This is a genomic window from Lysinibacillus sp. BSL11, from assembly GCF_052928325.1.
The window spans coordinates 129,373-141,779 of sequence record NZ_JAVGCX010000011.1 but is presented as its reverse complement, the minus strand read 5'-3'; the positions used below and the strand labels follow the sequence as shown (position 1 = coordinate 141,779).

At 39.7% G+C, this 12,407-nt stretch carries 10 protein-coding genes; all 10 read right to left on the bottom strand.

Features of this window, described 5'->3' with window-relative positions:
• Window positions 1-667: 667 nt before the first annotated feature.
• The 10 genes from pyrE to pyrR all read right to left on the bottom strand — a co-directional run bounded on the left by pyrE (window position 668) and on the right by pyrR (window position 12,203).
• Window positions 668-1,297 carry an orotate phosphoribosyltransferase gene (gene pyrE / locus RCJ95_RS14710; protein ID WP_016994265.1) on the bottom strand — a complete coding sequence of 210 codons (630 nt, stop codon included), beginning with the start codon at window positions 1,295-1,297 and terminating at the stop codon, window positions 668-670.
• Window positions 1,298-1,300: 3 nt separating this feature from the next.
• A complete protein-coding gene (gene pyrF, locus RCJ95_RS14705) occupies window positions 1,301-2,005 on the bottom strand; it encodes an orotidine-5'-phosphate decarboxylase (RefSeq protein WP_312129158.1) in 705 nt (234 codons plus the stop codon).
• The gene (locus RCJ95_RS14700) at window positions 2,005-2,916 is read right to left on the bottom strand and encodes a dihydroorotate dehydrogenase (RefSeq protein ID WP_369578393.1); all 912 of its coding nucleotides are present in this window, start codon (window positions 2,914-2,916) and stop codon (window positions 2,005-2,007) included. Before RCJ95_RS14700 ends, pyrF begins: the two co-directional genes overlap by 1 nt.
• Entirely contained in the window at window positions 2,913-3,686 is a 774-nt protein-coding gene (locus RCJ95_RS14695) for a dihydroorotate dehydrogenase electron transfer subunit (RefSeq protein ID WP_446722435.1), read from the bottom strand. Before RCJ95_RS14695 ends, RCJ95_RS14700 begins: the two co-directional genes overlap by 4 nt.
• A gap of 1 nt (window position 3,687) precedes the next feature.
• Window positions 3,688-6,885: a carbamoyl-phosphate synthase large subunit gene (carB, locus tag RCJ95_RS14690; RefSeq protein ID WP_312129154.1), complete on the bottom strand. Its 3,198-nt coding sequence runs from the start codon at window positions 6,883-6,885 to the stop codon at window positions 3,688-3,690.
• On the bottom strand, window positions 6,878-7,978 hold the full coding sequence (gene carA, locus RCJ95_RS14685; RefSeq protein WP_369578391.1) for a glutamine-hydrolyzing carbamoyl-phosphate synthase small subunit: 1,101 nt from the start codon (window positions 7,976-7,978) through the stop codon (window positions 6,878-6,880). The genes carB and carA overlap by 8 nt, the downstream gene beginning before the upstream one ends.
• Complete coding sequence (locus RCJ95_RS14680; protein ID WP_131521613.1) at window positions 7,978-9,255, bottom strand: dihydroorotase; 1,278 nt, start codon at window positions 9,253-9,255, stop codon at window positions 7,978-7,980. The genes carA and RCJ95_RS14680 overlap by 1 nt, the downstream gene beginning before the upstream one ends.
• Window position 9,256: 1 nt before the next feature.
• Window positions 9,257-10,135: an aspartate carbamoyltransferase catalytic subunit gene (locus tag RCJ95_RS14675; RefSeq protein ID WP_131521614.1), complete on the bottom strand. Its 879-nt coding sequence runs from the start codon at window positions 10,133-10,135 to the stop codon at window positions 9,257-9,259.
• A 194-nt stretch (window positions 10,136-10,329) separates the two neighbouring features.
• Complete coding sequence (locus RCJ95_RS14670; protein WP_221679768.1) at window positions 10,330-11,640, bottom strand: uracil-xanthine permease family protein; 1,311 nt, start codon at window positions 11,638-11,640, stop codon at window positions 10,330-10,332.
• A 14-nt stretch (window positions 11,641-11,654) separates the two neighbouring features.
• Window positions 11,655-12,203 carry a bifunctional pyr operon transcriptional regulator/uracil phosphoribosyltransferase PyrR gene (gene pyrR / locus RCJ95_RS14665; RefSeq protein WP_004227349.1) on the bottom strand — a complete coding sequence of 183 codons (549 nt, stop codon included), beginning with the start codon at window positions 12,201-12,203 and terminating at the stop codon, window positions 11,655-11,657.
• Between the last annotated feature and the right edge of the window lie 204 nt (window positions 12,204-12,407).

The following is a 12,407-nucleotide window of genomic DNA, read 5'->3' as shown; positions in this document are numbered from 1 at the left end:
TAAAGAGAGCATCTTCATTACATAAAATTGATCCTATTTTCCAAATGTAATAGTAACTGGATCAGTATATAATATTCTGACAATTAGGCGTAATGCTATTTTATCTGGAAATAATACATTTAATCAAGTGAATTTTTACAATTCTCATAATATTACATACAAAATAATCCATACAACTATACCATTTCAAATTGGATGCTTTAGGTTTTACCATACTGAATATTTGTTCATTTTCAACTTTATTTGCCTAAAGTATCATTTTTTTATTTTATTAAAATAATAATAACCCACTCAATTGATCCACACATGCTACGTCAAAATTTACTTTTATTTGGAAAACATGATTATAAAAGGATTTTTATTGTTTATTTAATTCATAGAATGATACTAAATTTTCCTAATTATTATTAATGAATAATTTTATTTACTAAAGCACTAAACAAATAAAGTGTTTTATATTACATTAAAAAAATAAATTATTTTTACAATTTCTTTAATCTATTGGCCATACTTCTCTTAAAAGTTAATAAAGTTTATTTTCCTTTGACTACGTCGAAAAAACACAAAAAAACAACTATCAACAAAAGTATCGATAGTTGTTTCTATGCATTGGCGCTCTTTTATATTCCAGTAACTCTATGTTTTACTACTACTAAGATTACTACTTTTATAATTCTCCAGCTTTTAATTTTCCATGCCACTCTTTTAAGAATGGAATATCTTCTTCTTTGATAGCGCCTGATTCATTTGCTGCTTCAATCAGATAATCAAAATTTGTTAATGATACGTATTGGATGCCAGCCTCATCAAATGCTTGTTCAGCGCGTGGAAGATTATATGTGTAAACACAAACAACTCCAAGTACCTCACAGCCTGCTGCACGCAATGCTTCTACTGCTGTAATGGAAGAACCACCTGTAGAGACGATATCCTCCACAACCACTACTTTTTGTCCTGCTGCATATTTTCCTTCAATTTGATTACCACGGCCATGCTCCTTCGCTTTAGAGCGTACATAAACCATTGGTAATTCTAAAATATCACTTACCCACGCCGCATGTGGGATACCTGCTGTAGCTGTTCCTGCTACAATTTCTGTCGCTCCGAAGTTTTCTTTGATGACAGAGGCTAAACCATTTGCTAATTGTTTACGAATAACTGGATCGGAAATTGTTAAACGTGTATCACAGTATATAGGTGATTTAATACCAGAAGCCCATGTAAATAGCTCTGTAGGATTTAATTCTACTGCTCCAACTTTTAACATAGCGTGTGCAATTTCATTTTGTAATGTCATAATTTATGCCTCCCATAATTCACTTACGATTTTATATGCTGCTACTGGATCCTGTGCACCTGTTACAGCACGGCCAACAACGATGAGTGATGAACCATCACGCTTTGCCCCATCAGGTGTTGCTATACGTTTTTGATCGTGTGCAGCCCCTCCAGCTAAACGAATCCCAGGTGTGACACGTAGAAACTCATCTCCACACACCTCAGCAATCGCCTTAGCCTCATGGACAGAGCAAACAACACCTTGTAAGCCTGCTTCCTTTGTCAGCCCTGCGTAGTGTAGGACAGACTCTTGCAATGAAAGAGCAATCTTTTGTTCTGCTTGCATTTGTTCTTCTGTTGTGGATGTTAATTGCGTAACAGCTATTAGTGCAGGACGTTCTTTGCCTGTTGGTGTTCCTGCTTCAAGTCCTTCTAGAGCTGCTTCCATCATAGGACGTCCGCCCGCCGCATGGACATTAACTAAATCTACCCCTAATTTTGCTAACCCTTTCATCGCAGAGCCTACTGTATTTGGGATATCATGTAATTTTAAATCAAGGAAAATATCATGACCTAAATCCTTTACTTTGCGAACGATATCAGGTCCCTCTTGCATATATAATTCCATTCCAATTTTTACAAAAAGAGGCTCGTCGAACTTTTTAAGAAAATCGAATACTTCTTTTTCTCCTGGAAAATCAAGAGCTAGTATAGGTTTCGTATTCATCAACGATGGCTCCTTCCAATAATCTCTGTTATATGTTCTACACCTATTGCATCCAGCTTTGCTGGTAATTCTTCAATAATGTTCGGACAAACGAAATGGTCAACAAAGTTAGCTGTTCCTACTGCAACAGCTGACGCACCTGCGGACATAAAATCAATGACATCCTGTGCTTCCGTTACACCGCCCATACCAATTATGGGAATTTTGACAGCCTTGTACACGTCATAAACCATTCGTATTGCTACAGGTTTTACAGCAGGACCAGATAGACCACCTGTGCCATTAGCTATGACTGGCTTACCTGTACGCTCATCTAAACGCATACCAACCAATGTATTAATCATGGTAATACCATCTGCTCCACCTGCTTCAACAGCTAGGGCAATATCAACGATGTTCGTCACGTTTGGTGATAACTTCACATAGACTGGCACTTCTGACACAGCCTTGACAGCCTTGACAAGCTCACGTGCAGTGGCAGGATCTGTTCCAAATTGAATACCACCACATTTCACATTAGGGCACGAAATATTCAGCTCCAACGCTTTAACATTTGAAGCTGTTGAAATACGGCGTGCTACTTCTACATAGTCTGCTGTCTCTGTTCCAGCAACATTGGCGATGATGGGCACATTATAATCCTCTAAAAATTTTAATTCCTCATTCATCACTTTTTCAATGCCTGGATTTTGTAGACCAATGGCATTTAACATCCCCGCTGCTGTTTCGGCAACACGTGGCGTAGGGTTACCTGCACGCGTTTCGACCGTTGTTGCCTTAATCATGATAGCCCCTAGTATAGATAAATCATAAAGCTGTGCATATTCACGACCAAAGCCAAAGCAACCTGAGGCTGGCATAATAGGATTTTTTAAATCTAAGCCTGGTATTTGAATAGTTAAACGACTCATAGTGCCACCGTTCCTTTCGGGAAAACTGGACCATCAGAGCAAACTTTAACATAGTCTTTTTCAACCTGATCAGTTGTTTTGCATACACATGCAAAACAAGCTCCAATACCACAGCCCATACGTTCTTCAAATGATAAATAGCCCTCTTTTTCAGGATAAAAGCCTTCTAATGCTCTTAACATTGGTAAGGGTCCGCAGGAATAAAAAACATCAAATTCAGGAGCATGCGACTCTAAAACCGTTGTTACAAAGCCTTTTGTACCTTTCGAGCCATCCACCGTAACATAATGCGTTTCACCAAGTGCACTAAATTCACCCTCATAAAAGCAAACGTCTTTTGTTTGGAAGCCTAAGACGTGGATTGTTTTCACACCACGAGCATTCAATTGCTTAGCTAGCTCATGTAATGGAGGGACGCCAATGCCACCACCAACTAGTAGTGCAGTACCTCCCTCTTGCACCGCTTCTACTGGGAAACCATTCCCAATTGGTCCAAGTACGTTGACCAGCTGACCTTCTCGATTTGTTGCCAGAACTTTCGTACCACGCCCCTCAGCACGATAGATCATTGTAAACTCATTGTTGTCTTTATCAATATTTGCAATACTAATTGGTCGACGTAAAAGCGGCTCCAGTGAATCCGACACCTTTACATGGACAAACTGGCCAGGAGTCATCTCCTGAACCAGTTCACCATGAAGTGTCAGCTCGAAAATGTTTGTCGCAATTTGCTTTTGAGAGACGACCGTCATTTTCTCTTGACGTATCATATTAGTGTACTACCTCCGCTTTTGGCATTTGTTCTGCTGTAAATGTCATAGATTCGATAACACGTACCATTGCTTCTGCTGTATCTAAAGATGTTAGACAAGGTACACCATTTTCTACAGACTCACGACGAATTCGGAAGCCGTCACGAGCTGGTTGCTTGCCTTTTGTTAAAGTGTTGACAACAAGCTGAGCTTCCCCATTTTGGATAAGGTCAATCAATGTTTGTCCTTTCGCCCCAATCTTGCCTACTACATCAGTTCGTACGCCTGCTGCTTCAAATGCTTTTGCTGTACCTTCAGTTGCTACAATGCGATAGCCTACTGTTGAGAAGCGTTTTGCTAATGCAATCGCTTCTTCCTTATCTTTATCAGACACAGTGAATAATACTGTACCTTCTGTTCGTATTTCCATACCTGCTGCAACTAAGCCTTTATAAAGAGCTTTTTCTAATGTCGCATCTTTCCCCATTACTTCACCAGTAGATTTCATTTCAGGTCCTAATGTAATGTCTACACGTCGTAATTTAGCGAATGAGAACACTGGTACTTTTACAAATACGCCTCTTTGCTCAGCTGCTAGGCCTGTTGGATAGCCTTGCTCTACAATGGATTTGCCAAGGATTGCTTTTGTTGCAATATTAGCCATTGGGATATTTGTAATCTTACTTAGGAATGGTACTGTACGTGATGAACGTGGGTTCACCTCGATAACAAATACTTCGTTTTGTGAGATGACATATTGGATATTCATTAAGCCGATGATGCCTAGCCCTTTCGCAAGACGAGTTGTATAGTCAACTAATGTATCTTTTTGTGCCTGTGTTAATTTTTGCGGTGGGTAAACAGAGATGGAGTCACCAGAGTGAACTCCTGCACGCTCGATATGCTCCATAATTCCTGGTATTAACACATTCTCACCGTCACAGATAGCATCTACTTCAATTTCCTGTCCTGTTAAGTAACGGTCTACTAATACTGGATGATCTGGAGATGCCTCTACCGCGTTTTCCATATAGTGCTGTAATTCTTCTTGGTTATAAACAATTTCCATTGCACGTCCACCAAGTACATAAGAAGGGCGAACAAGCACTGGGAAGCCTAGACGCTCACCAATGACAAGAGCTTCCTCTGTAGAAACCGCTGTTTCTCCTTGAGGTTGTGGAATATCTAATTCACGTAGCGCCTGCTCAAATTTATCTCGGTTTTCTGCGCGATCAATATCCTCAAGAGACGTACCTAAGATTTTCACGCCATTAGCAGCTAATTTATCAGCAAGGTTAATAGCGGTTTGACCACCGAATTGAACAACTACACCAATTGGTTGTTCTAAGTCGATAATATGCATAACATCCTCAATTGTTAATGGTTCAAAGTATAATTTATCGGAAATTGAGAAGTCTGTTGACACTGTTTCTGGATTGGAGTTAATGATGATCGCTTCATAACCCGCTTCTTGAATCGCCCATACTGAGTGTACTGTGGCGTAGTCAAATTCTACCCCTTGGCCAATACGGATTGGACCTGAACCAAGTACCACCACAGAAGGTTTTTCTGACTTAATCGATTCATTTTCGTCTTCATATGTGCCATAGAAATATGGTGTTTCTGATTCAAATTCTGCTGCACATGTATCCACCATTTTATAGACTGGCATAATACCATGCTCTTTACGATAAGCATACAGTTCTTCTGGTGTTGTTTCCCAAAGTTCAGCAATTTTCTTATCTGCAAAGCCTAAACGTTTAGCTGTTCGTAGTACGTCTTGGTCATTCTTATTGTCAGCAAGCGTTTTTTCCATATCCACAATATTTTTAAATTTATTTAAGAAGAATAGATCGATTGCTGACCATTCATGAATTTGTTCAATTGTTACACCTCGACGTAAAGCTTCACCGATGAAGAATAGACGTTCATCCCCAGCCTTGCGTATACGTTTTTCAATCCAAGAATCTGAATTTTCTTCAGCATGTTTTAACTCTAAGTGTACTTGACCTGTCTCAAGAGAACGAACCGCTTTTAGCATAGCTTCCTCAAAAGTACGACCTAACGCCATTACTTCACCAGTAGCTTTCATTTGCGTACCAAGATTACGTTTAGCAGATTCGAATTTATCGAATGGCCAGCGAGGAATTTTTGCTACGATATAGTCCAGTGCAGGCTCAAAACAAGCATACGTTGAGCCAGTTACAGGGTTCTTAATTTCATCTAACGTTAAGCCTACTGCAATTTTAGCGGCTAGCTTAGCAATTGGATAACCTGTTGCTTTTGATGCTAATGCAGATGAACGAGAGACACGTGGATTTACTTCAATCACATAGTAATTAAAGCTATATGGATCAAGTGCAAGCTGTACGTTACAGCCACCTTCAATTTTTAATGCGCGAATAATATCGAGTGAAATATTACGTAGCATTTGGTTTTCACGATCAGATAATGTTTGCGTTGGTGCAACAACGATTGAGTCACCTGTATGAATCCCTACTGGGTCAACGTTTTCCATGTTACATACAACGATGGCATTGTCAGCTGCATCACGCATTACTTCGTATTCAATTTCTTTATAGCCTGCGATTGATTTCTCTAATAGACATTGCGTTACAGGTGAATATTTTAAACCTGATGTCACAATTTCTTCTAAGTCTTGATCGTTGTAGCAAATACCGCCCCCTGTACCGCCAAGTGTAAAGGCAGGTCGAACAATGACAGGATAGCCAATTTTCGCAACAAATCTTTTCGCTTCATCTAAGTTATGAATAATATCAGATTCAGGAACTGGTGCTCCTAACTCATACATTAAATTACGGAATAAATCACGGTCCTCTGCTTTATGGATGGCATCTAATTTAGTACCAAGGATTTCAATCCCAAGCTCATCTAGAATACCTGATTTGTCTAATTCGATCGCCATATTCAGGCCCGTTTGACCACCAAGTGTTGGTAAAATCGCGTCTGGGCGTTCTTTACGTAATATACGTGATACAAAATCAAGAGTAATTGGCTCAATATAGACTTTGTCTGCAATTTCTGTATCTGTCATGATTGTAGCAGGGTTTGAGTTGATTAAAATAACGCGGTAGCCCTCTTCTTTTAATGAAAGACATGCTTGTGTTCCTGCATAGTCAAATTCTGCTGCTTGTCCGATAACAATTGGGCCTGAGCCGATTACTAAAATAGTTTCAATATCTGTACGTTTAGGCATGTTGTTTCCCCTTCCCTGCTTCTACTTCCATCATTTCGATGAATTCATCAAATAAGTGGTTTGAATCTTCTGGACCTGGTGATGCTTCTGGGTGATATTGCACTGTGAAAATTGGATATTTTTTATGACGCACACCTTCACATGTTCCATCATTTAACGCGATATGTGTTAATTCTAAATCGGTATCTTTTAATGATTCAATATCGATGGCATAGCCATGGTTCTGAGATGTTAAATCTGTACGACCTGTGCGTAAATCTTTTACTGGATGGTTACCACCACGGTGTCCAAATGGTAATTTAAAGGCTTTCGCACCACTTGCTAAAGAAAAGATTTGATGGCCTAAACAAATACCGAACATTGGCACTTTTCCAATTAAGTTACGTACTGTTTCAATGCCTTCTTGAACATCTTCAGGATTTCCTGGTCCATTCGACAGCATGATACCATCTGGATGCCAAGCTAAAATTTCCTCAGCTGACGTATTATATGGTACTACTAGCACATCACAATCACGTTTGTTTAATTCACGTAAAATCCCATGCTTCATTCCATAATCAATTAGGACAACTCGTTTACCACGTCCTGGAGATGGGTAGGCCGCTTTTGGTGATACTTCACGAACATGGTGTGTAATGGCTGGCGTTGCTTGTAATTGTGCCACTATTTCATCTACACTTACTTCTTCATCAGCAGCTGTCAAAATCGCTTTTACTGAACCTTTACTACGAATAATACGTGTTAATTTTCGTGTATCAATCCCTTCAATTCCTGGGATATCCTTTGATGTCAAATAGTCATCTAAAGTTAAATCACAGCGGAAATTTGAAGGATTTTTAGCTAATTCACGTACAACAAATCCACGAATTGCTGGCGTAATCGATTCAAAGTCATCACGGTTAATGCCGTAATTACCAACTAAAGGATAAGTTAAAGTGACAATTTGTCCATAGAATGAAGGATCTGAAATCGTTTCCTGATAACCCGTCATGCCTGTTGTGAATACAACCTCACCTTGTGAAGCGCGCTCGCTACCAAATGCTGTACCTGTAAATACTGTGCCATCTTCTAAAACTAGTAAACGTTTTTTCATTACTCTGCCTCCTGATATACGATATTGCCTTCAAAAATCGTTAGTACGGGCCAACCCTTTGCCACCCAGCCGTTGAATGGTGTATTACGACCTTTTGATACAAAGCCTTCTGCATCAATCGTTTGTTCTTTTTGAATATCAATTAAAATCATATCAGCTGAAGCACCCACTTCTAATGTGCCATATGGCAGATCAAAAATCTCAGCTGCTTTCACTGTCATCCAATCAATTAATTGTTTTAACGTCCACTTTCCTGTTTCTACAAACTGTGTATAAAGTAGTGGGAAAGCTGTTTCGAAACCTACAATACCAAATGGTGCGCCAACCATACCGCAGCATTTTTCTTCTACTGTGTGTGGCGCATGATCTGTTGCAATGCAGTCGATTGTACCATCAAGTAGTGCTGCATGTAGAGAATCTTTATCATCAGCTGCGCGTAATGGTGGGTTCATTTTCCAATTAGCATCATCAGATGGAATATCCATCTCTTCTAGTAATAAATGATGTGGACAAACTTCTGCTGTGACACGGATTCCTGCAGCCTTTGCATCTCTTACCGCACGCACAGATTCCTTCGTTGATACGTGACAAACATGGTAGCGAGCGCCTGCTGCTTCTGCAAGTAGTACATCTCGTGCAATTTGTACGGATTCACAGATGGAAGGTATTCCTGGGAGGCCTAGCTCTTTATTACGCTTTCCTTCATGCATCACACCATCATAGATTAATGAGTTGTCCTCACAATGCGCTACAACGACCATATCGTGCTGGGCCGCATCTTTCATTTGCTCATACATCGTTGAGGCTAGCTGGATACCAACACCATCATCTGAGAATGCCACTGCTCCATGTGCTTTTAATTCTTCAATATTTGTTCGAACCTCACCCGATATATCCTTTGTTAGGGAACCGTATGGGAGTACTCGAATAACCGCACTGTCCTGAATGAGCCCATTGATGAGTTGCATGTTTTCAACCGAATCAGGTACTGGCTTTGTATTAGGCATTGCGCAAATTGTCGTAAAGCCACCTTTTGCTGCTGAAGCCGAGCCTGTTGCAATGGTTTCCTTATGCTCAAATCCTGGCTCTCGTAAATGTGTATGAACATCGATAAAGCCTGGCGCTACGATTAAACCATGTCCTTCAATCAGTTCTGCACCCGCTACAGTCACATCTTGACCAATAGCCGTAATCTTTCCGTCTGCCATTGCAATATTGACTGTCTTCAATTCACCTTGTTCATCTAGCATTTGTACATTTTGAAGTACCTTTGTCATGTTATTCTCTCCCCTTTAAAATGGTTTCCATAATAGCCATCCGTGTGTAAACACCGTTCCGCACCTGTTCAAAAATTCGAGAGCGATCACACTCAACTAACTCAGAGGCAATTTCAACATCACGATTGACGGGTGCTGGATGCATAATAATGGCTGATTCTTTCATTTGCTTTTCTCGTTCAATTGTTAAACCAAACTCTTGATGGTAACCTTCCTTTGAAAAGCTTTTATTTACTTTATGACGTTCATGTTGCACACGTAGTAACATAATGACATCACTTATTTCGATCAGATTATCCCATGAATGATGCGCTTCAAAACCGCCAGACCATTCTTCTGGACAAAGGAAATGAACATTTGCCCCTAAATTTTGTAATGCTGTTGCATTTGATTTCGCTACTCGACTATGAGAGATATCTCCTGCAATAGTGACATTCAACCCTTCGAAATAGCCAAACTCCTTTTTGATGGTATAAAGATCCAATAAGGATTGTGAAGGGTGTTGCCCAGCACCATCCCCTGCATTAATAATCGCTACATTAATACCATCCAGCAGCTCATTGTAATACTCATCTTCTGACGCTCGAATGATGACAGCATCTAAACCAATCATTTCCAACGTTTTGACAGTATCGTACATCGTTTCCCCTTTCGTAACACTTGAAAACCCTGCATCAAAAGGGATAACATGACAGCCAATTTTGTATTCTGCCATTTCAAAGCTTGTTTTTGTGCGAGTACTTGGTTCAAAAAATAAATTGGCCACTTTGTGTGTGCGAGATAACGATGATGTTTCACCATTTTCAAATGCTTGCGCAAGATCTAGGATTTGGTTAATCTCTTCTGTTGTTAAATGTTCCATCGATAATAAGTTCTTCATCATGTGACCTCCATTAGGTTGTGAATCGTGAACGTCTATATATGACGTTCTCTTTATATAAAGTAAAAGCCCCGTTGATGTCATCAACGAGGCATGAGGAGGCGTGACAAACTACAGCAAGACATATATCCTACTTCAGCCTGTCCACAACTTCCCTTTTTTTGCCTCTCTGGACAATTCATTAAAAGGTACTACTATGAATCTTTATTTTGATTGTATTGTACGGGTATATCAGCTTCTTTTTTACCTGGTAGAATCGCATTCAATAGCACACCAATAATCGCCGCTAGTGCCATTCCTTCAACACTCAATGATTCTGAGATAACAAACTTGGCACCGCCAATACCAATGACTAAAATCACTGAAGCAATTACTAGGTTACGACTGTTACCAAAATCAATATGATTATCTACTAGCATACGTAAGCCACTTGCTGCGATAATTCCGAAGAGTAATATGGAAACTCCACCAAGTACTGCGGTTGGAATCGTTGCAATTACTGCCATTGCTTTCCCGAAGAATGATAGTAAGATAGCAACCACTGCTGCACCTGCAATAACGTAAATACTGTATACTCTAGTAATGGCTAGTACACCAATATTTTCACCATACGTTGTTTTCGGAGGACCTCCGATTAAAGCACTAACAAATGTGCCAAGTCCGTCACCTAGTAGCGAACGGTGTAGTCCTGGCTCTTTAATATAATCCCGATCTACTACTTTTCCTAATACCAGTTGATGACCAATATGTTCCGAAATTGTTACAATTACGATTGGTACCATGATAAGTAGAATTTTTGTTGTTATTTCAAACTCATAATGCACACCTGGTATTAAGAAATCAGGCATTGCGAAGAATTTTGCTTTGGCAATCGGTGTATAGTCTACTATGTCGATCAGCATGGAGTAAATGTATCCTACAATTAGGCCCATCAAAATTGGCATAGTGCTTAAAATTCCTTTAAAGAAAATCGTAAAGATGATAGCTGTAAAGACCGTAACTAAAGCAGCTGAGAAGTGTAAAAAGCTATACTCTCCATTGACGTTCATCGCCATATTCACAGCCGTACCAGAAAGTCCAAGCCCAATTACCATAATTACTGGACCTACAACAATCGGTGGCAAGATTTTCATAATCCACTTATAACCACTTTTCCAAATGATTAAGGATACAATTCCGTACGTAATGCCGACAGCCATAGCACCGATCATGGCATTGCCTGGATTTACACTTGAACCGTCTTCATTTAAACCACCTGCAGCAAGTAAGATTGGTGCAATAAAGGCGAAGGATGATCCTAAATAAGCTGGTACCTGAAATTTCGTAATTAATAGGAAGAATAATGTAGCAATTCCGCTTGTTAAAAGGGCAATCGCTGGACTAAGACCAACTAACTGCGGTACTAAAATCGTTGAACCAAACATCGCAAACATATGCTGGAAACTTAATGTCACTAGCTGGAGCGGAGTCGGTTTATCCTTAATATCTAAAACTGCATTTGACATACTGTTTCCTCACTTTATTGTTCGTCTTCTTTGTAAATAATGACGCAATCTTCTCCGTCTACTTCTTGTAAATTGACAACAATGCGCTCAGAGCCAGAAGTTGGAACGTTTTTTCCCACATAGTCTGCTCTAATTGGTAGCTCTCGATGTCCTCTATCTACTAGAACAGCTAGTTGAATTTGTGCAGGTCTTCCTAAATCCATTACAGCATCTAGAGCTGCACGTACTGTTCGACCTGTATAAAGTACATCATCCACTAAGATGATTTTTTGATTTTTCACTTGATACTCGATATCAACTTGTTCTACATGTGCTTGTTCGTTTTCATGTTTCGTTGTTAAATCATCTCGGTAAAGTGTAATATCAAGTTCCCCTGTACGAATCGGTTTACCTTCAATTTTTTCAATTCGCTGCGCCAAACGTCTGGCTAGAAAGGCACCTCGTGTTTTAATGCCAACTAAAATACATTCATCGATTCCTTTATTACGTTCAATAATTTCATGGGCTATACGTGTTAATGCTCGTGTCATTGATGGGCCATCTAATAATTCATTTTGTGCCATATTCGTATCCTCCTCTCTTCAATCTATTATCGGCCATGTGTCCATAAAAAAACCTCTCGAGGCGAATAGCCTGAGAGGGTTGTATACGTGTCGAAAAAGCATGTTGGAAAAATTTGCAGCACAAATTTCTACAACACTATCACATGTCCCTTCTCAGCCTCTCTGGACTGCCATTAAAGGTGAATATTTAGTTATGTTGTTCAT

Bases quoted from the DNA above. Each gene is read 5' to 3' on its own strand.
- pyrE (WP_016994265.1), bottom strand. From the start codon at position 1,297: ATGACATTACAAAATGAAATTGCACACGCTATGTTAAAAGTTGGAGCA.
- pyrF (WP_312129158.1), bottom strand. From the start codon at position 2,005: ATGAATACGAAACCTATACTAGCTCTTGATTTTCCAGGAGAAAAAGAA.
- RCJ95_RS14700 (WP_369578393.1), bottom strand. From the start codon at position 2,916: ATGAGTCGTTTAACTATTCAAATACCAGGCTTAGATTTAAAAAATCCT.
- RCJ95_RS14695 (WP_446722435.1), bottom strand. From the start codon at position 3,686: ATGATACGTCAAGAGAAAATGACGGTCGTCTCTCAAAAGCAAATTGCG.
- carB (WP_312129154.1), bottom strand. From the start codon at position 6,885: ATGCCTAAACGTACAGATATTGAAACTATTTTAGTAATCGGCTCAGGC.
- carA (WP_369578391.1), bottom strand. From the start codon at position 7,978: ATGAAAAAACGTTTACTAGTTTTAGAAGATGGCACAGTATTTACAGGT.
- RCJ95_RS14680 (WP_131521613.1), bottom strand. From the start codon at position 9,255: ATGACAAAGGTACTTCAAAATGTACAAATGCTAGATGAACAAGGTGAA.
- RCJ95_RS14675 (WP_131521614.1), bottom strand. From the start codon at position 10,135: ATGAAGAACTTATTATCGATGGAACATTTAACAACAGAAGAGATTAAC.
- RCJ95_RS14670 (WP_221679768.1), bottom strand. From the start codon at position 11,640: ATGTCAAATGCAGTTTTAGATATTAAGGATAAACCGACTCCGCTCCAG.
- pyrR (WP_004227349.1), bottom strand. From the start codon at position 12,203: ATGGCACAAAATGAATTATTAGATGGCCCATCAATGACACGAGCATTA.